Genomic DNA, 24,466 nt, shown 5'->3' with positions numbered 1-24,466 from the left:
CCAGCCCCCCCGGCAACATCGGCGGGGTGGCGCGTGCCATGAAGAACATGGGCCTGACGCGGCTGGTGCTGGTCGAGCCGCGGTTGTTCCCGCACCACGAGGCCGATGCGCGAGCCTCGGGCGCCGGCGACATCCTTGAAAACGCTCAGGTCGTCGCCACTTTGGAAGATGCCTTGATCGGCTGCAATCTGGTGCTCGGCACCAGTGCCCGCGACCGCCGTATTCCCTGGCCGCTGCTTGATCCCCGCGAGTGCGGAACGAAAGTTGTCGAGGAAGCTGCGCAAGGCGCCGAAATCGCCCTGGTGTTCGGTCGTGAAGATTCAGGCCTGACCAATGAAGAGCTGCAGCGATGTCATTATCACGTGCACATCCCGTCAGACCCTGAGTTCAGCTCACTGAACCTTGGGGCGGCGGTGCAGGTGTTGAGTTATGAAGTGCGCATGTCCTGGCTCGCGGCCCAGGGCCAGCCGAGCAAGGTCGAGAAGGAAGAAGTCGCCTCGACCAAGAGCGCCGAACTGGCGACCATGGACGAGCTGGAGCGATTCTATGAGCACCTGGAGCAAACCCTGGTGGCCATCGAATTCCTCGATCCGGAAAAACCCCGCCACTTGATGGCGCGCCTGCGCCGGTTGTACGGACGAAGCTCGGTCAGCCGGGCGGAAATGAACATATTGCGTGGCATCCTCACGGAAACCCAGAAAGCGGCCCGTGGCGAGCTTCTAAAGCGGAAGGATTAATAATGTTCGAGCGTTTGCGTGAAGATATCCAGAGCGTTTTCCATCGAGACCCGGCGGCGCGTAACGCTTTTGAAGTCCTGACTTGCTACCCGGGCATGCACGCCATCTGGATCCACCGATTGTCGGCGGCCCTGTGGCGCGCAGAGCTGAAGTGGCTGGCGCGGCTGGTGTCGAATTTCGGCCGCTGGTTGACCGGGATCGAGATCCATCCGGGCGCCAAGGTTGGCCGTCGGTTCTTTATCGATCACGGCATGGGCATCGTAATTGGTGAAACGGCCGAGATTGGCGACGACGTCACGCTTTATCAAGGTGTGACGCTTGGCGGCACCAGTTGGAACAAAGGCAAGCGTCACCCGACGCTGGAAGATGGCGTGGTGGTGGGTGCCGGCGCGAAAGTGCTTGGCCCGTTTACTGTGGGTGCGGGCGCTAAGGTTGGCTCGAACGCAGTCGTGACCAAGGCGGTGCCTGCCGGTGCGACCGTGGTCGGCATCCCGGGACGGATTATCGTCAAGCCTGACGAAGAGCAGGACGCCCGACGCAAAGCCATGGCAGAGAAGATCGGTTTCGATGCTTACGGCGTTGGCGAGGACATGCCTGATCCGGTGGCTCGGGCCATCAACCAATTGCTCGATCATCTGCAGGCAGTCGACGGGCGTCTGGAAGGCATGTGCGGCGCGTTGAAGGATCTGGGTAGCAATTACTGTGCGAAAGATCTGCCTGAGCTGCGCGAAGAAGACTTCGCCTGCGTGAAGGACAAGGACCAGACTCAGGCCGGTTAACCGAGTCGACTTCATCGCGAGCAGGCTCACTCCTACATTTGAAATGCGTTTCCCTGTAGGAGTGAGCCTGCTCGCGATGAACGATAACGCGCAATCACTGGCTGCATCCCCTCGGCCTTTGCTATGATGCGGCCGCTCTTTTGCGGGTAAACCTGACTAAAGCACTAGGTCTTATAGTTGACTTAAATACTCGGGAATTGCATACTCGCCCCATTCCGAACTCCGTGGTAATTGTCCATGCGACTGACTACAAAAGGCCGATACGCCGTGACCGCCATGCTCGACCTGGCGTTGCACGCGCAGCACGGGCCGGTGTCCCTGGCCGATATCTCCGAGCGCCAAGGCATCTCCCTGTCCTACCTCGAACAGCTGTTCGCCAAGCTGCGCCGCAGCAACCTGGTTTCCAGCGTTCGCGGCCCCGGCGGCGGCTATCAGCTGTCGCGGGAAATGCAGGGCATCCAGGTGGCTCAGGTGATCGATGCAGTCAACGAATCGGTTGACGCCACCAAATGCCAGGGTCAGGGCGATTGCCATCAAGGCGACACCTGCCTGACGCATCACTTGTGGTGCGACCTGAGCCTGCAGATTCACGAATTTCTGAGCGGTATCAGCTTGGCTGATCTTGTCACTCGCCGTGAGGTACAAGAAGTAGCCCAGCGTCAGGACCAGCGCCGTTGCAACAGCAAGGCGCCGCGCCTGGACAAGATTGAAGCGTCCGCCGTCGAATGACAGCCATAGAGCTAGCGGCACGCCAGCCAGCCTGATTTAGGAGAGAGTCCATGAAATTGCCGATTTACCTTGATTACTCTGCGACCACCCCGGTTGATCCGCGTGTCGCGCAAAAAATGAGTGAATGCCTGCTGGTCGACGGAAACTTCGGTAACCCGGCGTCCCGTTCCCACGTGTTTGGCTGGAAAGCTGAAGAGTCCGTCGAAAACGCTCGTCGTCAGGTGGCCGACCTGGTCAACGCCGACCCGCGTGAAATCGTCTGGACCTCCGGTGCCACCGAATCCGACAACCTGGCAATCAAGGGTGCGGCGCATTTCTATGCCACCAAAGGCAAGCACCTGATCACCACCAAGATTGAGCACAAGGCTGTCCTCGACACCATGCGCCAACTGGAGCGTGAAGGCTTCGAAGTCACCTACCTCGAGCCGCGCACCGATGGTCTGGTCACTCCGGAGATGATCGAAGCTGCCCTGCGTGACGACACCATTCTGGTTTCGGTCATGCACGTGAACAACGAAATCGGCACCATCAACGACATCGAAGCGATCGGCGAACTGTGCCGTTCCAAGGGCATCCTGTTCCACGTCGACGCCGCTCAGTCCACTGGCAAGGTTGAAATCGACCTGCAGAAGCTGAAAGTCGACATGATGTCGTTCTCCGCCCACAAAACCTATGGCCCTAAAGGCATCGGCGCGCTGTACGTCAGCCGCAAGCCGCGTGTGCGCATCGAAGCGACCATGCACGGCGGCGGTCACGAGCGCGGCATGCGTTCCGGCACCCTGGCGACCCACCAGATCGTCGGCATGGGTGAAGCTTTCCGCGTAGCCAAGGAAGACATGGCGGCCGAGAACGTGCGCATCAAAGCCCTGAGCGACCGCTTCTTCAAGCAGGTCGAAGACCTCGAAGAACTCTACGTCAACGGCAGCATGACCGCCCGCGTTCCACACAATCTGAACCTGAGCTTCAACTACGTTGAAGGCGAGTCGCTGATCATGGCGCTCAAGGATCTGGCGGTGTCGTCCGGTTCGGCCTGCACCTCGGCGTCGCTTGAGCCTTCGTACGTACTGCGCGCCCTGGGCCGCAACGACGAACTGGCACACAGCTCGATCCGCTTCACCTTCGGCCGTTTCACCACCGAAGAAGAAATCGACTACGCCGCGCAGAAAGTCTGCGAGGCCGTTACCAAGCTGCGCACCTTGTCGCCGCTGTGGGACATGTACAAAGACGGTGTCGACATTTCGAAAATCGAGTGGGCGGCACACTGATTTCAAGTCGCCGCAAACCGGCCCTGCCAGCCTCCGGGTGCAGGGCTCAAAGAGCGACTATCTGATGAGTGAGGATTAAGAATCATGGCTTACAGCGAAAAGGTCATCGACCACTACGAGAACCCGCGCAACGTCGGCAAGATGGACGCGGAAGATCCTGATGTCGGCACCGGCATGGTCGGCGCTCCGGCGTGCGGCGACGTGATGCGCCTGCAGATCAAGGTCAACGAAGCCGGCATCATCGAAGACGCCAAGTTCAAGACCTATGGCTGCGGTTCGGCAATCGCTTCCAGCTCCCTGGCGACCGAGTGGATGAAGGGCAAGACTCTGGATGAAGCAGAGACCATCAAGAACACTCAGCTGGCCGAAGAACTGGCTCTGCCGCCAGTGAAAATTCACTGCTCCGTGCTCGCGGAAGACGCTATCAAAGCGGCCGTTCGCGACTACAAGCAGAAGAAAGGCTTGATCTGAATTCCAGGATTTGGCGACGAGTAAGGAGTCACCGATGGCTATCAGCATGACAGAAGCGGCTGCTCGACACGTGCGGCGCTCCCTCGACGGGCGCGGCAAGGGTGAAGGGATTCGTCTGGGTGTTCGCACCACAGGCTGTTCCGGCCTTGCCTACGTGCTGGAGTTTGTCGACGAGGTGGTTGCAGAGGATCAGGTGTTCGAAAGTCACGGCGAAAAAGTGATTATCGACCCCAAGAGCCTGTCCTACCTGGACGGCACCGAGCTCGATTTCGTCAAGGAAGGGTTGAACGAAGGCTTCAAGTTCAACAACCCCAACGTACGCGGTGAGTGTGGCTGCGGCGAAAGCTTCAACATCTGAGGCTATTTGTGGGTACTCCTTGTCATTTCGCTTTATTTGAGCTGCAGCCGAGCTTCAATCTGGACCTCGACCAGCTGGCTACGCGCTACCGTGAGTTGGCGCGTGGCGTTCATCCTGACCGGTTTGCGGACGCTTCCGAGCGCGAGCAGCGGCTGGCGCTCGAGCAATCCGCGAGCCTCAATGAGGCCTACCAGACGCTCAAGAATCCCCCGAAACGCGCGCGATACCTGCTTGCGATGAATGGGGGCGAGTTGCCGCTGGAGGTCACGGTGCATGATCCGGAGTTTCTTCTGCAACAGATGGAGTTGCGTGAAGAACTCGAAGATCTGGCTGATCTGGACGGGGTTGCTGCGTTCAAGCGCCGCCTGAAGGTCGCCCAGGATGAACTCAACCAAAGTTTCGCAGCCTGTTGGGATGACGCAGCGCAACGCGAGCAGGCCGAGCGCCTGATGCGACGCATGCAGTTCCTCGACAAGCTGACCTACGAAGTGCGCCAGTTAGAAGAGCGCCTCGACGATTAACCCAGTGCCGCTCCGGTCGCACGCCTGATATACAGATAAGTCCTGATAACGATGGCCCTACTGCAGATCGCCGAACCCGGCCAAAGTCCTCAACCGCACCAGCGTCGTCTGGCTGTGGGGATCGACTTGGGCACTACCAATTCGCTGGTCGCTGCGTTGCGCAGTGGTCTTTCCGAGCCTTTGGCCGACGCTGAAGGGCAGGTCATCCTGCCATCGGCCGTGCGCTATCACGCCGATCGCGTTGAGGTCGGCGAGTCCGCCAAACGGGCTGCCGCTGCCGATCCCTTGAACACTGTGCTGTCGGTCAAGCGCTTGATGGGTCGTGGTCTGTCCGACGTCAAGCAATTGGGCGATCAACTGCCGTACCGCTTTGTCGGCGGTGAGTCGCACATGCCGTTCATCGACACCATTCAGGGGCCGAAAAGCCCGGTCGAAGTCTCCGCCGATATCCTCAAGGTGCTGCGTCAGCGCGCCGAAGCGGCATTGGGTGGCGAACTGGTCGGTGCGGTGATTACCGTGCCGGCGTATTTCGACGACGCCCAGCGGCAAGCGACCAAGGACGCGGCGAAACTGGCCGGTTTGAACGTGCTGCGCTTGCTCAATGAGCCGACCGCTGCGGCAGTGGCTTATGGGCTGGATCAACATGCTGAAGGCCTCGTCGCGATTTACGACCTGGGCGGCGGCACCTTCGATATTTCGATTCTGCGTCTGACCGGCGGCGTTTTCGAAGTCCTGGCCACCGGTGGCGACAGTGCCTTGGGCGGCGATGATTTCGATCATGCAATCGCTGGCTGGATCATCGCCAGCGCCGGTTTGTCGGCGGACCTCGACCCTGGCGCGCAACGGCATCTGCTGCAAACCGCGTGTGCTGCCAAAGAAGCGCTGACCAATGCCGACGCTGTTGAAGTCGTTTACGGCGACTGGAAAGCTCAGCTCACCCGCGAAGCCTTTAATGCGCTGATCGAGCCGATGGTCGCTCGCAGCCTGAAAGCCTGCCGCCGTGCGGTACGTGATTCCGGCATCGAGCTGGAAGAAGTCCACGCTGTGGTCATGGTCGGTGGTTCGACCCGTGTGCCGCGCGTTCGCGAAGCGGTGGCTGAAGCCTTCGGTCGCGAGCCGCTGACGGAAATCGATCCGGATCAAGTGGTGGCCATCGGGGCTGCGATCCAGGCTGATACGTTGGCAGGCAACAAACGCGATGGCGGCGAATTGCTTTTGCTCGATGTGATTCCGTTGTCCCTAGGACTTGAAACCATGGGCGGCCTGATGGAGAAGGTGATTCCGCGCAACACCACCATCCCCGTTGCCCGCGCCCAGGATTTCACCACCTACAAAGATGGCCAGTCGGCCATGGCGATTCACGTGTTGCAAGGCGAGCGCGAGTTGATCAGCGACTGCCGCTCCCTGGCCCGCTTCGAATTGCGCGGCATTCCGGCCATGGTGGCTGGCGCGGCGAAGATCCGCGTCACTTTCCAGGTCGATGCCGACGGTTTGCTCAGCGTTTCTGCCCGCGAGCTGGGTTCAGGCGTTGAAGCCAGCATTCAGGTCAAACCGTCTTACGGTCTGACCGACGGCGAAATCGCCAAGATGCTCAAGGATTCGTTCCAGCACGCCAATGACGACAAAGTCGCCCGTGTACTGCGCGAGCAGCAGGTCGATGCCCAGCGCTTGATCGAGGCCGTACAGGCCGCTCTTGATGTCGACGGCGAACGCCTGCTCGACGCTGAAGAGCGCATGGTCATCGAACTGCAGATGCAGGAACTGACCGAACTGATGAAAGGCACCGATGGTTTCGCCATCGAGCAGCAGACCAAGCGTCTGTCGCAAGTCACTGATGCCTTTGCTGCCCGCCGTATGGATTTGACGGTGAAAGCCGCTCTGTCGGGGCGCAACCTGAATGAAATCGAGGATATTTGATGCCGCAGGTCATTTTTCTGCCCCACGAGAAGTTTTGCCCGGAAGGCATGGTGGTCGAGGCTGAGCCCGGTACTTCCATCCTGGATCTGGCGCACGAGCACCACATCGAGATGGAAAACGCTTGCGGCGGTGTTTGCGCTTGCACCACTTGTCACTGCCTGATTCGCGAGGGTTTCGACTCGCTCGAAGAGGCCGACGAGCTGGAGGAAGATTTCCTTGATCGTGCCTGGGGCCTGGAAGCGCAATCGCGTCTGGCCTGTCAGGCGATCGTCGGGACTGAAGACCTGACCGTCGAAATACCGAAGTACTCGCTCAACCATGCGGCCGAAGCGCCGCACTGATTCAAGGAAATGTCATGAGCCTGAAATGGGTTGATGTACAAGAGATCGCTATACAGCTTGCCGAGGCGCACCCGGACGTTAATCCTCTAACGGTGAACTTCGTTAAACTGCGTAATCTGGTGATGGCGCTGCCCGAGTTCGATGACGTGCCGGACCGGGGCGGGGAAAAGGTTCTTGAAGCGATCCAGACCTTGTGGATCGAAGAAGCAGACTGAGCCACCACCGCACGCAGTTAGGCAATACCCAAGAACCCGCGTATAATTCGCGGGTTTAATTTTTCACAAATTACCGTTTCTGGAGTTACACCATGGCTGTTCAACGTACTTTCTCCATCATCAAGCCTGACGCTGTTGCAAAAAACGTCATCGGCGAGATCACCACTCGTTTCGAAAAAGCTGGCCTGCGCGTTGTAGCTTCGAAACTCAAGCAACTGTCCAAAGCCGAAGCTGAAGGCTTCTACGCTGAGCACAGCGCTCGTGGTTTCTTCGGCGACCTGGTTGCTTTCATGATCTCCGGCCCTGTTGTCGTTCAGGTTCTGGAAGGCGAAAACGCTATCGCTCTGAACCGTGAGCTGATGGGCGCTACCAACCCTAAAGAAGCCGCTGCCGGCACCATCCGCGCTGACTTCGCTGATTCCATCGACGCCAACGCTGTGCACGGTTCGGACTCCGAAGCCGCTGCTGCTCGCGAAATCTCGTACTTCTTCGCAGCTACTGAAGTAACCACTCGCTAAGCATTGGCTTAAGAGTGAAGGTGAATCCATGACTACATCGACTGTAAAAACCAACCTGCTGGGTCTGACTCAACAGGAAATGGAAAAATTCTTCGACTCGATCGGGGAGAAGCGTTTCCGTGCCGGTCAGGTAATGAAATGGATTCACCACCTTGGCGTCGATGATTTCGACGCCATGACGAACGTCAGCAAGGCCTTGCGCGACAAGCTCAAGGCTATTGCCGAAGTTCGCGGTCCGGAAGTTGTCAGCGAGGACATCTCCACCGACGGCACCCGTAAATGGGTGGTGCGTGTGGCGTCCGGCAGCTGCGTCGAGACCGTTTACATTCCCCAGGGCAAACGCGGCACCTTGTGCGTTTCGTCCCAGGCAGGCTGTGCCCTGGATTGCAGTTTCTGCTCCACCGGCAAGCAAGGATTCAACAGCAACCTCACCGCCGCCGAAGTCATCGGTCAGGTGTGGATTGCCAATAAATCGTTCGGCAGCATCCCGGCGACCGCCGACCGTGCCATCACCAACGTGGTGATGATGGGCATGGGCGAGCCGCTGCTGAACTTCGACAACGTTGTTGCGGCCATGCACTTGATGATGGACGACCTCGGTTACGGCATTTCCAAGCGCCGTGTGACCCTGTCGACCTCCGGCGTGGTGCCGATGATCGATGAGCTGTCCAAGCACATCGACGTCTCCCTGGCGTTGTCTCTGCACGCACCAAACGACGCATTGCGTAACCAATTGGTGCCGATCAACAAGAAATATCCGCTTAAGATGCTGCTCGAGTCGTGCCAGCGCTACATGTCGTCCCTGGGCGAAAAACGCGTGCTGACCATCGAGTACACCTTGCTCAAGGACATCAACGACAAGGTTGAGCATGCGGTTGAGATGATCGAGCTGCTCAAGAACATCCCGTGCAAGATCAACCTGATTCCGTTCAACCCGTTCCCGCATTCCGGCTATGAGCGTCCGAGCAACAACGCAATTCGTCGGTTCCAGGATCAGCTTCACCATGCAGGCTTCAATGTCACCGTACGCACCACGCGTGGTGAAGACATCGACGCTGCATGTGGTCAATTGGTAGGGCAGGTGCTGGATCGCACCCGCCGCAGCGAACGCTATATCGCCGTGCGCGAGTTGAGCGCCGAGAACGATCTGGCGCAGAACGCCGCGAACAACACTTAAGAGAGGATCTCTATGTCATTGCGCTTTGCGCTGCTTGTGCTGATGGCCAGTCTTTGTACTGGTTGTGTCCTGTCGGGCGATTTCAACCCGATGAAGACCAGCAAGGGCCGCGACGAAGCGCGTGCTGCTTACGTACAGCTTGGCCTGGGATACTTGCAACAAGGCATGACCGAGCGCGCCAAGGTCCCGCTGAAGAAAGCGCTGGACCTGGACAGCTCCGACCCCGATGCCAATGCCGCGCTGGGGCTGGTGTTTCAAGCCGAGATGGAACCAGAGCTGGCGGACGAGCATTTCCGCAAGGCGCTGTCTTCGCGTACCGGTGATGCACGGATTCTTAACAACTACGGCAGTTTTCTTTTCGAGCAGAAGCGTTATAAAGAAGCCTACGAGCGCTTCGAACAGGCTGCCGCCGATACCCTGTATCCTGAGCGTTCGCGGGTTTTCGAAAACCTCGGCATTACGGCCTCCAAGCTCGGTCAGCGTGATCTTGCTCGGCAGCAACTGGAGAAAGCTTTGCGCCTGAACCGGCAACAGCCGCGGGCATTGCTGGAAATGGCTGAGTTGTCTTATGAAGACAGGCATTATGTGCCGGCGCGTGACTATTACGACCGTTTTAGCCTGCTCACCGAACAAAATGCACGTAGTCTATTGCTCGGCGTTCGGCTGGCAAAAGTATTTGAAGATCGCGACAAGGCCGCCAGTTTTGGCCTGCAATTAAAACGACTCTATCCCGGTACGCCGGAATATCAGCAATACCTGTCGGAGCAATGATGAAAGCGGCGCATCCCGAAGTTGTAGCAGCGAATCGCGTTAACCCCGGTGAGACATTGCGCCAGGCCCGCGAAAGCAATGGCTGGTCGCTGGCCGAAGTGGCCCTCAAGCTCAACCTCACCGTTAATTCCCTGAGCAATCTGGAAGCCGGCGCTTTCGACAAGCTGCCGGGACATACCTTCGCTCGCGGTTACATTCGCGCGTACGCCAAATTGCTTGGTATGGATCAGACCGTTCTGGTTCAGCAGTTCGACCAGTCCACCGGCACCGACTCTCAGGGCAGCAGCGTTCACAGCCTGGGTCGTATCGAAGAGCCGGTTCGTGTTTCCCACACGATTCTGCGAATTGTCAGCCTGCTGTTGCTGATCGCGGTCATCGGCGGTGGTTTCTTCTGGTGGCAGGATCAAACCTCCCAGCGTGCCAAGGAAGTAACCACCCTGAGCCCGGAGCACGTTGAAGTCGAAGGCGCCGACGGCACTACCCAGATCCATCCGCTGGACGAGCCGGAAGACCAGGCCGTCGTGGAAGGTCAGGCTGAAGGCACCACTGAGCTGGCGTTGCCACAAGCCGAAACATCTGCTGAAACGCCAGCGGCTGCTGAAGCGGCCGTGCCTGTTGCGCCCACAGCACCGGCTCCGGCAGCGAGCACTGCGCCGGTTGTCGCGGCCCCGGTCACGCCAGCCCCGACTTCACCGACTGCCCCGGTCGTGCCAAACCCGCCGGCGAGCGCTTCGGTTACGCCGACCATTCCTGCTCAGGCCGCAACGGCTCCGGTTGCCGGTCAGGGCCAGGTGCAACTGCAGTTCACCGCCGATTGCTGGACGCAAGTCACCGACGGCACCGGCAAGGTGCTGTTGAGCGGCCTCAAGCGCAAAGGCGAAAACGTTTCCGTCAGCGGCAAGCCACCTTTTGCCGTGCGTCTGGGCTATGCCCGTGGCGCGCAGGTCAGCTACAACGGGCAAGTGGTTGATGTCGCTCCGTTCACCAGTGGCGAGACTGCTCGCCTGAAGTTGGGTCAATAAGTCATGCACGGCGAATCTCCAATCAAACGTCGCGAATCCCGCAAGATCTGGGTGGGTAACGTTCCTGTGGGCGGCGATGCGCCTATCGCTGTGCAGAGCATGACCAACAGCGACACCAACGATGTGGCCGCCACCGTCGCGCAGATCAACCGTCTGGAAGCCGCTGGCGTCGATATCGTTCGGATCTCCGTGCCGGACATGGACGCCGCAGAGGCGTTCGGCAAGATCAAGCAGTTGGTCAAAGTGCCGTTGGTTGCGGATATCCACTTTGACTACAAAATCGCTTTGCGAGTGGCCGAGCTGGGCGTTGATTGCTTGCGCATCAACCCGGGCAACATCGGTCGCGAAGACCGCGTTCGCGCGGTGGTAGACGCCGCCCGTGATCGCGGGATTCCAATCCGCATCGGCGTCAACGCCGGCTCCCTCGAAAAAGACCTGCAGAAGAAATACGGCGAGCCAACGCCGGCCGCATTGGTCGAGTCGGCCCTGCGCCATGTAGAGCACCTTGAACGCCTGAATTTCCATGACTTCAAGGTCAGCGTGAAAGCTTCCGACGTGTTCATGGCCGTCGCCGCGTACCGCTTGCTGGCCAAGGAAATCGTCCAGCCGCTGCACCTGGGCATCACCGAAGCCGGTGGTCTGCGTTCAGGCACGGTGAAATCCGCCGTAGGCCTCGGTATGCTGCTCGCCGAAGGGATTGGCGATACTATCCGCATCTCGTTGGCGGCCGACCCGGTCGAGGAAGTGAAAGTCGGCTACGACATTCTCAAATCCTTGCACCTGCGTTCCCGTGGCATCAACTTCATCGCCTGCCCGAGCTGCTCGCGGCAGAACTTTGATGTGGTGAAAACCATGAACGAGCTGGAAGGGCGCCTCGAAGACCTGCTGGTGCCGCTGGATGTCGCGGTCATCGGATGTGTGGTCAACGGGCCGGGTGAAGCCAAGGAAGCCCATATCGGCTTGACCGGCGGCACGCCCAACCTGATTTACATCGACGGCAAGCCGTCGCAGAAACTGACGAATGACAATCTGGTGGATGAGCTTGAACGCTTGATCCGCCAGAAAGCGGCCGAGAAGGTCGAAGCCGACGCAGCAGTTATCGCGCGCGGCTAAGCCCTACTTAAGAGTCGAACGGCTGAAGAGCCGAACGAATAAGGATTTATAGTGAGCAAGTCTCTGCAAGCCATTCGTGGCATGAACGACATCCTGCCCGAACAGACTCCGCTGTGGCGTCACTTCGAAGGCACTGTTTCGCGTTTGCTGGATAACTACGGTTACAAGCAGATCCGCATGCCGATCGTTGAATTCACCGAGCTGTTCAAGCGCTCCATCGGTGAAGTGACCGACATCGTTGAAAAAGAGATGTACACCTTCGAGGACCGCAACGGCGATTCGCTGACCCTGCGTCCCGAAGGCACTGCCGCGTGCGTGCGTGCCGTACTCGAGCACGGCATCACCGGTGGTGGCCAGGTGCAGAAACTGTGGTACATCGGGCCGATGTTCCGCCACGAACGTCCGCAGAAAGGCCGTTATCGCCAGTTTCACCAGATTGGTGTCGAGGTGTTCAACCTCGCTGGTCCGGACATCGACGCCGAGCTGATCGTGCTGACCTGGCGCCTTTGGGGCGAGCTGGGCATCCGTGATGCGGTCAAGCTCGAACTCAACAGCCTCGGCACCAGCGAGTCCCGTGGCCGTTACCGCGAGGCTTTGGTCGAATTCCTGTCTGCTCACCTGGACAAGCTCGACGAGGACAGCCAGCGCCGTCTGAAAACCAACCCGCTGCGGGTATTGGACACCAAGAACGCTGACACTCAAGCGATCCTGGTCGACGCGCCGAAAATGGCCGATTACCTCGACGACGAATCCCGCGTGCATTTCGAGGGCCTCAAGGCGCGCCTTGATGCCGCGGGCATTCCTTACGTGATCAACCCGAAGCTGGTGCGCGGGCTGGATTACTACAGCAAGACCGTTTTCGAATGGGTCACCGACAAACTCGGCGCTCAAGGCACCGTGTGTGCCGGCGGCCGTTACGACGGTCTGGTAGAGCAGATGGGCGGCAAGCCGACCGCTGGCGTTGGTTTCGCCATGGGGATCGAGCGCCTGGTGCTGTTGCTGGAAACCCTGGAACAGATTCCGCAAGAAATTTCCCGTCAGGTTGACGTCTATCTCTGTGCATTTGGCGAGGCCGCCGAGTTGGCTGCGCTGACGTTGAGCGAGAAAGTACGCGACGAATTGCCCAACCTGCGCCTGCAGATCAATGCCGGCGCCGGTAGCTTCAAAAGCCAGTTCAAGAAAGCCGACAAGAGCGGCGCGTTGTACGCGCTGATCCTCGGTGACGACGAAATGGCCCAGCAAGTGGTAGGTTTCAAACCCCTGCGTGGCCAGGGCGAACAACAAAGCATTGCCTGGGATGCGCTTGCTGCACACCTGGCCACCTGCGTCGTGCAGGGTTGAAGCTGTCAAACAGCCGATTTAGCGATTAAGGAGTATTGGGGTGTCGAATACCGAAGACGAACAGCTGGCGGATTTGAAGGACTGGTGGACACGCAACGGCAAGCCCCTGGTCACTGGCGGCCTGTTGGCGCTGGTCATCGTGTTCGGCTGGCAGGCTTGGCAGAAGTATCAGAGCAATCAGTCGCAGGGTGCGTCGATTCTCTATCAGCAGTTGCTGGAAACCACGCTGACGCCTGACGGCAAGCCTGACGCGGCCCGTGTTTCGGACCTGGCTGGCAAGCTCAACAGCGAGTTCGGCGGTACCGCGTACGCGCAGTACGGCAGCCTGTTCGTGGCGAAAGTTGCCGTCGACAGCGGCAAGCTGGACGACGCCGCCACCGAGCTGAAAGCCATTATCGCCAAACCGGCCAAACCGGCGCTGGGCGAGATCGCTCGTCAACGTCTGGCACAGGTTCTGGCTGCACAAAGCAAGGCCGATGAAGCCCTGAAGCTGTTGGAAGGCGATGCCGACACAGCGTTCCTGGCCACTCGCGAAGAACTCAAGGGCGACCTGCTGGTGCAGTTGGGTCGTACCGACGAAGCAAACACGGCATATCAAAAAGCCAAGGCGGCACTGTCGGATGAAGCGGCGGTCGGCGGCTTACAAATCAAGCTGGACGATCTGGCCAAAGGGGATGCGTGACGTGATTCGTTGGAAACATGCAGCATTGCTGGCTCTGGCCATTTTGGCCGCGGGTTGCAGCAGCAACAGCAAAAAAGAATTGCCACCGGCCGAGCTGACCGACTTCAAAGAAGAAGTGGTTCTGCAAAAGCAGTGGAGTCGTTCGATCGGTGACGGTCAGGGCGAAACATACAACATGCTGGTTCCGGCGATCGAGGGCGATACCATTTATGCTGCGGACGTCACCGGTGTGGTGATGGCGATGGATCGCAGCAATGGCGACGTCAAGTGGGAAAAAGATCTCGAACTGCCTGTTTCCGGCGCCGTTGGCGTGGGTTACGGTCTGGTCGTTTTCGGTACCACCAAAGGCGAGATCGTTGCGCTGGACTCCAGCAGCGGTGAAGAGAAGTGGCGCACGCGTGTGTCCAGTGAAGTACTTGCACCGCCGGCCAACAACGGTGACGTTGTCGTGGTTCAGACTCAGGACGATCGTCTGATCGGCCTGGACGCTGCCACCGGTGACCAGCGCTGGTTGTACGACAGCACGCCGGCTGTCCTGACCTTGCGTGGCACCAGTGCGCCGATCGTAACCAACCGCCTTGCGGTGGCTGGCCTGTCGACCGGTAAAGTGGTCGCGCTCGATATTTCCAACGGCGTGCCGGTGTGGGAACAGCGGGTTGCGATACCACAAGGCCGTTCGGAACTGGAGCGTGTGGTCGATATCGACGGTGGCTTGCTGCTGTCCGGCGGTACGCTGTATGTCGCCAGCTATCAGGGTCGCGTTGCGGCACTCGACCTGGAAAGCGGTCGTCAGCTGTGGCAGCGTGATGCTTCCAGCTATGCCGGTGTTGCTCAGGGTTTCGGCAGTGTTTACGTGAGCTTGTCGTCAGGCACCGTTGAAGGTGTCGACGAGCGTTCCACCTCTGCATTGTGGAGCAATGATTCGCTGGCTCGCCGTCAGCTCTCGGCGCCGGAAGTGTTTTCCAGCTACGTAGCCGTCGGTGACATGGAAGGCTACCTGCACCTGCTGAGCCAGGTGGACGGTCGCTTCGTCGGCCGCGAACGCATCGACAGCGATGGCCTGCGTGCCCGACCGCTGGTGGTGGGTGACATGATTTATGTGTATGGCAACAGTGGCAAACTGGAAGCCCTGACCATCAAGTAAAGATTTGACTATGCTTGGGTTAAACCCCAAGCGGCTTCATCTGTGGTGATAAATGTGGGAGCGAGCCCTGCTCGCGATGGACGTCAACGATAACGTTGGCATCCTGAATAGACGCTGTGCCTTTGCGTTGTTTCGCTGGCGAACCAGCTCCCACAATTAAACACACAGTGATGCCCCGAGCACCAGCCGCTGCCTCGCAGCGGCTTTTGTATTTTCTGAAATAACGAAGTGGAGAGCCGCATGGTTCCCGTAATCGCCCTGGTGGGCCGACCGAACGTCGGCAAGTCCACCTTGTTCAACCGCCTGACCAGGACTCGTGACGCCATCGTTGGCGACTTGTCCGGTCTGACCCGTGATCGCCAATACGGTGAGGCCAAGTGGCAAGGGCGTTCCTACATTCTGGTCGACACCGGTGGTATCTCCGGTGACGAGCACGGTATGGACGAAAAAATGGCCGAGCAGTCGCTGCTGGCCATTGAAGAGGCCGATGTGGTTTTGTTTCTGGTAGATGCCAAGGCCGGTTTCACCGCCGCCGACCAGATGATCGCCGAGCATTTGCGCAAACGTAACAAGCGTTCTTACGTGGTTGCCAACAAGGTCGACAACATCGACCCTGAAATGGCCCGCGCCGAGTTCGCCCCGTTGGGCATGGGCCACGCGATTCCGATCGCCGGCGCCCACGGTCGTGGCATCACGCAGATGCTCGAAATTGCCCTGAGCACCTTCCCGAAAGACGAAGAAGAGCCAGAAGACGGCGAAGAAGAGATCGTTGCTGAAGGCGAGGAAGCCAAGCGCATTCCTGGCCCGAGCGAAAAAGACGGGATCAAGATCGCCATCATCGGCCGCCCGAACGTCGGCAAGTCGACTCTGGTCAACCGCATGCTCGGTGAAGACCGGGTCATCGTTTATGACGAGCCCGGCACCACCCGCGACAGTATCTACATCCCGTTCGAGCGTAACGACGAGAAGTACACGCTGATCGACACCGCGGGCGTGCGCAAGCGCGGCAAGATCCACGAAGAAGTTGAAAAATTCTCCGTGGTCAAAACCCTGCAGGCGATCAAAGACGCCAACGTGGTGATCTTCGTGATGGACGCCCGCGAAGGCGTGGTGGATCACGACCTCAACCTGCTGGGCTTTGCCATTGAAGCGGGTCGTGCGCTGGTTATCGCGATCAACAAGTGGGACGGCATGACGCCGGGCGAGCGAGACTTCGTCAAGGTCGAGCTGCAACGTCGACTGTTCTTCGTCGACTACGCTGACATCCACTTCATCTCGGCCCTGCACGGGACGGGCGTGGGCAACCTATACGCTTCCGTACAGAACTCGTTCAAGTCTGCGGTCACCCGCTGGCCTACCAACCGTCTGACCACGATTCTGGAAGATGCAGTTGGCGAACACGCGCCGCCGATGGTCAACAACCGCCGGATCAAGCTGCGTTATGCCCACTTGGGTGGCGCGAACCCGCCGATCATCGTGATTCACGGTAACCAGATCGAGAAGGTGCCGAAGTCTTACGTGCGTTATCTGGAAAACACTTACCGTCGTGTCCTGAAGCTGGTCGGTACGCCGATACGCATCGAGTTCAAGGGCGGCGAGAACCCGTACGAAGGCAACAAGAACTCGCTCACCGACCGTCAGGTCAACAAGAAGCGTCGCATGATGTCGCACCACAAGAAGGCCGACAAAAAGCGCCGCGACAAGCGTTGATTCACAGCCCCCCCACACACATTGTGTAGGTGCTGGTGTGGCGAGGGGATTTATCCCCGTTCGGCTACGAAGTAGTCGTAAACCCTCCACCGCGGTTTAGCTGACAGCCCGCAGTGGATGGTTTTGGGGTGGCTACGCCACCCAACGGGGATAAATCCCCTCGCCACAGAGTAATGCGGTGATGTTTGGATGAAGGGTGCCGAGAGGCGCCCTTTTTTTATGGGCGCCTGATGGGCTATCCTCGGGCTCTTCCGCGCCGCCGTTAGAGCCGGGTGTAGAGCAGGGAATCACCGATGATCACCAGTAAGCTGCCGAATGTCGGCATCACTATCTTCACGCAGATGTCTCAGCTCGCGGCGCAAACCGGCGCGATCAACCTGTCTCAGGGTTTCCCCGATTTCGATGCACCGCAGGCTCTGTGCGATGCGGTCGGTCGGCACATTGCCAGTGGCCACAACCAGTATTCACCGATGACCGGGCTGCCAGCGTTGCGTCAGCAGGTGTCGGCGAAGATTGCCCGCAGTTACGGCGTCAATGTTGACCCCGACCACGAAGTGACCATCACCCCAGGCGCGACCCAGGCGATTTTCTGCGCGATCCAGGCGGTTATCCACAGCGGCGACGAAGTGATCGTCTTCGATCCTTGCTACGACAGTTATGCACCGGCGACGGAACTGGCCGGTGGGCGCTGCGTGCACGTGCAGCTCGGTCTGGACGACTTTTCCATCGACTTTCAGAAGCTCGCCGACGCAATCACACCGCGCACGAAGATGATCGTCCTCAACAGCCCGCACAACCCGAGCGGTGCCCTGATCAGTCGTGCCGAGCTGGACCGTCTGGCGGCGTTGATCCGTGATCGCGACATCTACCTGATCAGTGATGAAGTCTACGAGCATCTGGTGTTTGACGGCGTCGCGCATGTCAGCGTGCTCAATCACGAGGAGCTGTACCAGCGCGCCTTCGTGATCAGCTCGTTCGGCAAGACCTACCACGTCACCGGCTGGAAAACCGGCTATGTAGTCGCGCCACCGGCGCTCACGGCCGAACTGCGCAAGGTGCACCAGTACGTCAGCTTCTGCGGGGTGACGCCGCTGCAATACGCCTTGGCCGACTTCATGGCCGAGCACCCGGAACACGTTGAACAGCTGCCGGCGTTTTACCAGGCCAAGCGCGATCTGTTCTGCGATCTGCTGACACCGTCGCGCTTCAGCTTCAACCGCGTGGCCGGCACGTATTTCCAGTTGGTCGACTACTCGCAGATTCGCCCCGACCTCAACGACGTCGACATGGCGCTGTGGATGACCCGGGAACACGGCGTGGCAAGCATTCCGATTTCAGTGTTTTATCAGTCGCCGCCTGAAGGCCAGCGGCTGGTGCGACTGTGCTTCGCCAAGCGCGAAGACACCCTGCGTGAAGCGGCGGAGAAACTATGCGTGATCTGAGTGCACTGCCCAATCTCAAACTTGCACTGATTCAGACGACGCTGGCGTGGCATGACCGGCAGGCCAACCTCGAACATTTCGAATCGTTGCTGGAGCAGGCGCGCGGCGCTGATCTGATCATTTTGCCGGAGATGTTCACCACCGGTTTTTCCATGGAATCGCAGACGCTGGCAGAAGCTGAAAATGGCCCGACCAGCAAGTGGCTGCGGGCACAGGCGGCGAAGCTGAATGCGGTGATCACCGGTAGTGTCATCGTGCAGGCCGCTGACGGCAGTCATCGCAATCGCTTGCTGTGGGCGCGGCCGGACGGTGAGGTGTTGCACTACGACAAACGCCACCTGTTCCGCATGGCGGGCGAGCACAACCATTACACGCCGGGCGAGCGTCAGGTGCAGTTCGAGCTCAAGGGCTGGCGCGTGCGTCCGCTGATTTGCTACGACCTGCGTTTCCCGGTGTGGAGTCGCGATGCTCAGGACACTGATCTGTTGCTGTACACCGCGAACTGGCCAGGTGCGCGGCGTCAGCACTGGAATCGTCTGCTGCCGGCGCGGGCCATCGAAAACCTCTGCTATGTGGCAGCGGTTAATCGCATTGGCACGGACGGCAAGGGGTTTGCGTATACCGGCGACAGCCAGGTGCTGGATTTCCAGGGTGAAACATTGCTTAGTGCGGGGGAGGCGGACGGGGTGTTCGAGGTGGTTCTGGATGTGGCAGAACTGGCGGCGTATCGCACCCGGTTCCCGGCGAATCTGGATGCGGATACGTTTGAGTTCACCTGAGATCTTCGCCGCCTGAGCGGACCCCATCGCGAGCAGGCTCGCTCCTACAGTGAATTTGTATTGGGCATACGATCCACTGTGGGAGCGAGCCTGCTCGCGATGGGGCCATACCGGTCAATACATAAACTACAGGCAAAAAAAGGCCCCGGGGTTCACACCCCGGGGCCTTTTGCATTTCAGCGATGGCTTACGCCGCTTTCGCTTCCGGCTGACTCAGCGAGCGGTTCAGCGCGCTGAACAGCGCTTTGAAGCTTGCGGTGGTGATGTTCTCGTCAATGCCCACACCGTGCACCGCACGTTGGCCGTCCACACGCAGTTCGATGTACGCCGCCGCTTTGGCGTTGGTGCCCGCGCCAATCGCGTGTTCGTTGTAGTCCATGATTTCCACCGGAATCGGCAGACCGGCGACCAATGCTTCCAGCGCGCCGTTGCCCTTGCCACGCCAGTGCAGGTTGGTTTCACCCTGACCTTTACCCGAAACTTCCACTTCCACGGCGCTGTGACCGTTCTCTTCCTGCAGACGATGGCTGACCAGCGCGTACGGGGTGTTGGCCTGCAAGTACTCGCTGTGCAGCAAAGCGTGGATCTGCTGGGCCGTCATCTCGAGGCCCAGACGATCGGTTTCACGCTGCACCACCTGGCTGAATTCGATCTGCATGCGGCGTGGCAAGCTGATGCCATATTCCTGCTCCAGCAGGTAAGCGATACCGCCCTTGCCCGACTGGCTGTTGACGCGAATCACCGCCTCGTAGCTGCGGCCGATGTCGGCCGGGTCGATTGGCAAGTACGGCACTTCCCACAGGCCATCCGGTTTCTGCTGGGCGAAGCCCTTGCGGATCGCGTCTTGGTGCGAACCCGAGAACGCGGTATGCACCAGGTCGCCGACGTACGGATGGCGCGGGTGCACCTGGATCTGGTTGCACTCTTCGACGACTTTGCGCACACCGTCGATGTCGGAGAAATCCAGCTCAGGGTGAATGCCTTGGGTGTAGAGGTTCAACGCCACGGTCACCAGATCGACGTTGCCGGTACGTTCACCGTTGCCGAACAGGCAGCCTTCGACACGGTCGGCGCCGGCCATCAGGCCCAACTCGGTGGCAGCAACGCCAGTGCCACGGTCGTTATGGGTGTGCAGGCTGATGATCACGCTGTCACGACGGTTGATGTGACGTCCGAACCATTCGATCTGATCGGCATAGATGTTCGGGGTCGCGCACTCAACCGTAGCTGGGAGGTTGAGGATCATTTTGTGCTCGGGCGTCGGGTTCCACACTTCGATCACCGCGTCGCAGACTTCCTTGGCGAATTCCACCTCAGTGGCGCTGAAGGTCTCTGGCGAATACTCGAAGGTCCACTCGGTGTCCGGCTGTTGGGCGGCGTATTTGACGAACAGTTTGGCCGCGTTCACGGCGATCGCTTTCACGCCTTCCTTGTCCTGATTGAAGACAATACGGCGGAAGGAAGGGGAGGTTGCGTTGTACAGGTGAACGATGGCTTTTTTTGCCCCGCGCAGGGATTCGAAGGTGCGCTCGATCAAGTCTTCACGCCCCTGGGTGAGCACCTGAATGGTGGTGTCGTCCGGGATGTGGTTGCCTTCGATCAGCGTACGCACGAAGTCAAAATCGGTTTGCGAAGCGGCCGGGAACGAGGCTTCGATTTCTTTCACGCCGACTTGCACGAGGGTTTTCCAGAAGCGCAGCTTTTTCACCGCGTCCATCGGCTCGATCAGCGACTGGTTGCCGTCGCGAAGGTCGGAGCTGCACCAGATCGGCGCTGCGGTGATGGTCTTCGATGGCCAGGTACGGTCCGGAATATCAATGGTCGGGAACGCGCGGTACTTCGAAGACGGGTCTTTGAGCATGCTCATCGGGAAATCCTTATTGTATTGGCCGAAAAAAGGCGGCCTGCCGGTGGATCAAATGTTCTTGGGAAAGCTCAGGACGAGGTACCGCGATTCAGCCCGGCAGTCGTGCACTGACGAGGCACAGACTGCGGTGCTGACGAAGCTGGATGAGGGTGTGAGAGGTTTTCATGCCTTCAACCCTAACCGCGAGGGTGAAGGTTGGCAAGCAGTCGAAAAAAATTGAGAGAAGTTCTGCTTTCATTAGTGTTTGCGAGATTTAATCGCGCGTATTTGTGCGTGATGCAATAATGATTGCGGTGATGGTTGAACGTCGGCAATTGAAGGATGGTAGTGATACGGCTGCCGCCTCCGTCGGAATGCCGCCCAGAGCAAGCTCGCTTCCACAGTGATGTGTGACACGCCGCAGACCACTGTAGGAGTGAGCCTGCTCGCGAAAAGTTCTTAAGCCTCACCAACACATTTACGGCTGAAAAGCGCCAATGAATATCGCCGGATCCACCCGCGCATCATTCAGGCTGACATTCCAGTGCATGTGCGGCCCGGTCGCACGGCCAGTCGCGCCGACTTTGCCGACCACGCCGCCTCGAGCCATCTGCTGGCCGACCTTTACGTCGATCTTCGACATGTGACAAAACATGCTGATGAAGCCCTGGCCGTGGTCGACAAATACCGTGTTGCCATTGAAGAAATAGTTACCGATCAAAATGACTTTGCCCGCCGCCGGCGTCTTGATCGGCGTCCCCGCAGGTACGGCGAAATCCAGGCCCGAATGCGGATTACGCTCTTCACCATTAAAGAAGCGGCGCACGCCGAACTTGCTCGACAGTGGCCCATTGACCGGTTTGTCCAGCAGCAGGTTGCTCGGCGTGTTCGGGCTGAACATGCGGTAGGCCGCAATTTGCTCCGCCAACTCCTTCTCGATGCGCTTGAGATTGGCCGGATCAGGATTCACCTGCTGGGTGTTCTTCAGGGTAATGCGTTGCTCCGGGTACTTCTTGTTGCCCACCGTGAAACTCAGATTTCGCCCACCGCTGCTGACTTGTTGCGTGCCGGGCTTGACCGTCAGTGGAACACCGACAATCGCCAGCCAATTTTGCTGCTCCTTGACCACCAGCACCGGTTTGCCCTGATAGCTGGCTTTCGGTGCTTGCGCTGAAGCGCCGAGATCGACGACCGCCACACCGCCCGGCACCGGTTTGTTCAGCAGGCGAGTGATGTAACTGTCAGCGTGGGCATTGAACGTCAGGCACAGCAAGAACAACGGAGCAAGAAAACGCGGCATGGATCAATCCAGTAAAGAGAGGGTGACGGGCGTCAGGTGATTGTCTTCGACCCGAACGTGCAATTCGCCTTCGCCGAGGCGGGCGTGCAAGCGCTGGCCGTTGTGGGTTTGCGCAGCGCTGCGGATCGCATGACCGCGCTCGTCGAGCAAGATGCTGTAACCGCGCGCCAGGGTGGCCAGCGGGCTGACCACTTGCAGCGTTTGCACTTGACTCTGCAATGCCAGACGCCGCGATTTAAGCCCTTCACGCATGGCGCGGGGCAAGCGCTCGCCCAGGCTGTCGAGGCGTTGGCGGAGCATCGCCAGTTGCCGGCCCGGATGTTGCCCGGCGAGGCGCGTTTCCAAGCGTATCAGTCGTTCGCGGCGCGTATTGAGGCTGCGCTCGAAGGCGCGGCGCATGCGCATGTCCAGGTCATCCAGACGTTGCGCCTGCTGGCGCAGACGTTCGCCGGGATGCCGCAGACGTCGCGCCATGCCTTCCAGACGCAAGCGATCACGCATCAAGCGGTCGCGGATGCGCATCACCAACCGGCGATGCAGGCTTTCGACCCGGCGCACGAGATCGCTGGAGTCCGGGGCGAGCAGTTCGGCGGCGGCGGACGGTGTGGGTGCGCGAACGTCGGCGACGAAATCGCTGATCGATACATCGGTTTCATGGCCCACAGCGCTGACAATCGGCGTCACGCAGGCATCCACCGCGCGGGCCACGGCTTCTTCGTTGAAACACCAAAGGTCTTCCAGCGAGCCGCCGCCACGGGCCAGGATCAGCGCATCGAAACCACGGGCATCGGCGAGTTTCAGCGCGCGGACAATCTGCGCGGTGGCTTCGCGGCCTTGCACGGCAGTCGGGATCAGCGTCAGCTGGACCTGCGGTGCCCGGCGGCGGAATACGCTGATGATGTCGCGAATCACCGCGCCAGTGGGCGAACTGATAATGCCGATGCGCTGCGGATGAGCCGGCAGCGGCACTTTGCGTTCGGCACTGAACAGGCCTTCGGCGCTGAGCTTTTCTTTCAGCGCATCAAACGCCAGTCGCAAAGCGCCATCACCGGCAGGTTCGACGGTGTCGAGGATCAGTTGATAGTCACCGCGGCCTTCGAACAGCGAAACCTTGCCGCGAACCTTCACCGCCAGGCCGTCTTTCAGCGCCTGACGCACCCGCGCAGCGTTTTGTCGAAACAATGCGCAACGCACTTGGGCGCCGCTGTCCTTGAGCGTGAAGTACACGTGGCCGGACGCCGGGCGGGCGAGGTTGGAGATTTCGCCTTCGACCCATATATTGCTGAACACGTCTTCCAGCAACACCCGCGCGCGGCCGTTGAGCTGGCTGACGGTAAGCACTTCACGGTCCAGGCCGAGTCTTGCAAAGGGATCTTTAATCATGGGAGGCAGTTTAAAGGCATTTGGCGGTCAATCTCCATGAGCCAGCGCAAATCGCTCGCCGGTGCAGCCAAGACTTGACCCAGTTTCGTCAGCGATTAAGCTGCCGGCCGTTCTGACGCCTTCGCGAGCAGGCTCGCTCCCACAGGGGTTTGTGCCGACAGCAGACCCTGTGGGAGTGTGGCTTGCCCGCGCAAGCGTCAGACCGCGGCGAAGAACATCCATTTGACGTAGCAGGCTGCAGCATGAATTCGCAAAGCATCATCGTCCCGAAAATCTCCACGCTGCCGGTGCACGAACCTCGGGCGCGGGCGATCGTGCGTTGGCTGGCGCGCAAGAACATCATCAAGGAAGAGCTGACCACTTGCGGGCGGACCGGCAACCGCATGGGCCACGCCATTGCCGACGGCGCGCGAGCGGTGGTGTTGCATCCGCAGGCGCTGCCGTTCGGCGAGCCGATCAATGGCCTGGAAATCATCACCAAGCGCTGCATCTACACGCCGGCCAAAGGGTTTCTGGGCGAGGCGGGCTGTGCCGAGTGTCGCAAGGAAGTCGGCGAGGCGTTGTTCGAAAGCCTGGAAGAGTGGATGCCGGGGCGCACCGACAACTTCACCTGCCCGGAATGCGGTCATGAAGATGACATCAACGGGTTTCTGTTCTTGCAGGAATGCGGGTTTTCCAACCTCGGTTTCATTTTCAACAACTGGGCCGAGGCGGGTTTCAAGCAGAGTTTTATCGACGAGTTTGCCGATTGGCTGGATCAGCCTGTGAGTTGGGTGAAAGTGGAGTTGTAGAAACGTGGTGCTGGTAGCAAGGAACACCCCCCTGTGGCGAGGGAGCTTGCTCCCGCCGGGCTGCGAAGCGGCCCCGGCCTTTTGGCGGTCGCTACGCAACCGAGCGGGAGCAAG

The 24,466-nt window shown here is 59.4% G+C and carries 26 protein-coding genes; 23 read left to right on the top strand and 3 right to left on the bottom strand.

Annotated features, from left to right (window positions below):
• From trmJ to DU29_RS0101690, 21 genes are all read left to right on the top strand, one after another.
• On the top strand, positions 1–737 hold a 737-nt coding region (gene trmJ, locus DU29_RS0101790), incomplete at its 5' end, for a tRNA (cytosine(32)/uridine(32)-2'-O)-methyltransferase TrmJ (RefSeq protein WP_028620152.1).
• Between the two features lie 2 nt (positions 738–739).
• Positions 740–1,516, top strand: coding sequence for a serine O-acetyltransferase (cysE, locus tag DU29_RS0101785; RefSeq protein ID WP_028620151.1), 777 nt, complete (start codon positions 740–742; stop codon positions 1,514–1,516).
• 237 nt (positions 1,517–1,753) lie between these two features.
• The gene (iscR, locus tag DU29_RS0101780) at positions 1,754–2,245 is read left to right on the top strand and encodes a Fe-S cluster assembly transcriptional regulator IscR (protein WP_028620150.1); all 492 of its coding nucleotides are present in this window, start codon (positions 1,754–1,756) and stop codon (positions 2,243–2,245) included.
• A gap of 50 nt (positions 2,246–2,295) precedes the next feature.
• A complete protein-coding gene (locus DU29_RS0101775; RefSeq protein ID WP_028620149.1) occupies positions 2,296–3,510 on the top strand; it encodes an IscS subfamily cysteine desulfurase in 1,215 nt (404 codons plus the stop codon).
• 84 nt (positions 3,511–3,594) lie between these two features.
• On the top strand, positions 3,595–3,981 hold the full coding sequence (gene iscU / locus DU29_RS0101770; protein ID WP_028620148.1) for a Fe-S cluster assembly scaffold IscU: 387 nt from the start codon (positions 3,595–3,597) through the stop codon (positions 3,979–3,981).
• A gap of 34 nt (positions 3,982–4,015) precedes the next feature.
• Complete coding sequence (gene iscA, locus DU29_RS0101765) at positions 4,016–4,339, top strand: iron-sulfur cluster assembly protein IscA (RefSeq protein WP_028620147.1); 324 nt, start codon at positions 4,016–4,018, stop codon at positions 4,337–4,339.
• 8 nt (positions 4,340–4,347) lie between these two features.
• The gene (gene hscB / locus DU29_RS0101760) at positions 4,348–4,860 is read left to right on the top strand and encodes a co-chaperone HscB (RefSeq protein WP_028620146.1); all 513 of its coding nucleotides are present in this window, start codon (positions 4,348–4,350) and stop codon (positions 4,858–4,860) included.
• Between the two features lie 51 nt (positions 4,861–4,911).
• Positions 4,912–6,777, top strand: coding sequence for a Fe-S protein assembly chaperone HscA (gene hscA, locus DU29_RS0101755; RefSeq protein WP_028620145.1), 1,866 nt, complete (start codon positions 4,912–4,914; stop codon positions 6,775–6,777).
• Positions 6,777–7,118, top strand: coding sequence for an ISC system 2Fe-2S type ferredoxin (gene fdx / locus DU29_RS0101750; protein ID WP_028620144.1), 342 nt, complete (start codon positions 6,777–6,779; stop codon positions 7,116–7,118). Before hscA ends, fdx begins: the two co-directional genes overlap by 1 nt.
• A 14-nt stretch (positions 7,119–7,132) precedes the next feature.
• On the top strand, positions 7,133–7,333 hold the full coding sequence (iscX, locus tag DU29_RS0101745) for a Fe-S cluster assembly protein IscX (RefSeq protein WP_028620143.1): 201 nt from the start codon (positions 7,133–7,135) through the stop codon (positions 7,331–7,333).
• A gap of 92 nt (positions 7,334–7,425) precedes the next feature.
• On the top strand, positions 7,426–7,851 hold the full coding sequence (gene ndk, locus DU29_RS0101740) for a nucleoside-diphosphate kinase (RefSeq protein WP_007916882.1): 426 nt from the start codon (positions 7,426–7,428) through the stop codon (positions 7,849–7,851).
• A gap of 28 nt (positions 7,852–7,879) precedes the next feature.
• Positions 7,880–9,028: a 23S rRNA (adenine(2503)-C(2))-methyltransferase RlmN gene (gene rlmN, locus DU29_RS0101735; protein WP_028620142.1), complete on the top strand. Its 1,149-nt coding sequence runs from the start codon at positions 7,880–7,882 to the stop codon at positions 9,026–9,028.
• 12 nt (positions 9,029–9,040) lie between these two features.
• Positions 9,041–9,799: a type IV pilus biogenesis/stability protein PilW gene (gene pilW / locus DU29_RS0101730; protein WP_028620141.1), complete on the top strand. Its 759-nt coding sequence runs from the start codon at positions 9,041–9,043 to the stop codon at positions 9,797–9,799.
• A complete protein-coding gene (locus DU29_RS0101725) occupies positions 9,799–10,821 on the top strand; it encodes a RodZ domain-containing protein (protein WP_028620140.1) in 1,023 nt (340 codons plus the stop codon). Before pilW ends, DU29_RS0101725 begins: the two co-directional genes overlap by 1 nt.
• A gap of 3 nt (positions 10,822–10,824) precedes the next feature.
• Positions 10,825–11,934 carry a flavodoxin-dependent (E)-4-hydroxy-3-methylbut-2-enyl-diphosphate synthase gene (gene ispG, locus DU29_RS0101720; RefSeq protein WP_028620139.1) on the top strand — a complete coding sequence of 370 codons (1,110 nt, stop codon included), beginning with the start codon at positions 10,825–10,827 and terminating at the stop codon, positions 11,932–11,934.
• 51 nt (positions 11,935–11,985) lie between these two features.
• Complete coding sequence (gene hisS / locus DU29_RS0101715; protein WP_028620138.1) at positions 11,986–13,275, top strand: histidine--tRNA ligase; 1,290 nt, start codon at positions 11,986–11,988, stop codon at positions 13,273–13,275.
• Between the two features lie 40 nt (positions 13,276–13,315).
• Positions 13,316–13,957 (top strand): tetratricopeptide repeat protein, encoded by a 642-nt coding sequence (locus tag DU29_RS0101710; protein WP_028620137.1) that lies wholly within the window; start codon positions 13,316–13,318, stop codon positions 13,955–13,957.
• The gene (gene bamB, locus DU29_RS0101705) at positions 13,950–15,101 is read left to right on the top strand and encodes an outer membrane protein assembly factor BamB (protein ID WP_028620136.1); all 1,152 of its coding nucleotides are present in this window, start codon (positions 13,950–13,952) and stop codon (positions 15,099–15,101) included. The genes DU29_RS0101710 and bamB overlap by 8 nt, the downstream gene beginning before the upstream one ends.
• A gap of 240 nt (positions 15,102–15,341) precedes the next feature.
• Positions 15,342–16,811 (top strand): ribosome biogenesis GTPase Der, encoded by a 1,470-nt coding sequence (der, locus tag DU29_RS0101700; protein WP_028620135.1) that lies wholly within the window; start codon positions 15,342–15,344, stop codon positions 16,809–16,811.
• A 293-nt stretch (positions 16,812–17,104) separates the two neighbouring features.
• Entirely contained in the window at positions 17,105–18,253 is a 1,149-nt protein-coding gene (locus DU29_RS0101695) for a pyridoxal phosphate-dependent aminotransferase (protein WP_028620134.1), read from the top strand.
• Complete coding sequence (locus DU29_RS0101690) at positions 18,241–19,032, top strand: amidohydrolase (protein ID WP_028620133.1); 792 nt, start codon at positions 18,241–18,243, stop codon at positions 19,030–19,032. Before DU29_RS0101695 ends, DU29_RS0101690 begins: the two co-directional genes overlap by 13 nt.
• 187 nt (positions 19,033–19,219) lie before the next feature.
• Here DU29_RS0101690 and leuA read toward each other — a convergent pair whose 3' ends face one another.
• Entirely contained in the window at positions 19,220–20,899 is a 1,680-nt protein-coding gene (gene leuA / locus DU29_RS0101685) for a 2-isopropylmalate synthase (RefSeq protein WP_028620132.1), read from the bottom strand.
• Here leuA and DU29_RS0101680 point away from each other — a divergent pair.
• Positions 20,892–21,119, top strand: coding sequence for a hypothetical protein (locus tag DU29_RS0101680; protein ID WP_028620131.1), 228 nt, complete (start codon positions 20,892–20,894; stop codon positions 21,117–21,119). The genes leuA and DU29_RS0101680 overlap by 8 nt on opposite strands.
• A 237-nt stretch (positions 21,120–21,356) precedes the next feature.
• On the opposite strand, the gene DU29_RS0101675 is transcribed toward DU29_RS0101680, so the two are convergent.
• Positions 21,357–22,178 (bottom strand): M23 family metallopeptidase, encoded by an 822-nt coding sequence (locus DU29_RS0101675; RefSeq protein WP_028620130.1) that lies wholly within the window; start codon positions 22,176–22,178, stop codon positions 21,357–21,359.
• Positions 22,179–22,181: 3 nt separating this feature from the next.
• On the bottom strand, positions 22,182–23,561 hold the full coding sequence (gene xseA, locus DU29_RS0101670; RefSeq protein WP_028620129.1) for an exodeoxyribonuclease VII large subunit: 1,380 nt from the start codon (positions 23,559–23,561) through the stop codon (positions 22,182–22,184).
• 242 nt (positions 23,562–23,803) lie between these two features.
• Between xseA and DU29_RS0101665 the strand changes: the two genes are divergently transcribed.
• On the top strand, positions 23,804–24,352 hold the full coding sequence (locus DU29_RS0101665; protein WP_028620128.1) for a hypothetical protein: 549 nt from the start codon (positions 23,804–23,806) through the stop codon (positions 24,350–24,352).
• Positions 24,353–24,466 lie beyond the last annotated feature (114 nt).

The sequence above is a fragment of the Pseudomonas sp. Ant30-3 genome, assembly GCF_000690905.1.
Lineage (GTDB): Bacteria > Pseudomonadota > Gammaproteobacteria > Pseudomonadales > Pseudomonadaceae > Aquipseudomonas.
The sequence above is the reverse complement of the archived record's forward strand: the minus strand, read 5'-3'. Positions and strand labels throughout refer to the sequence as shown.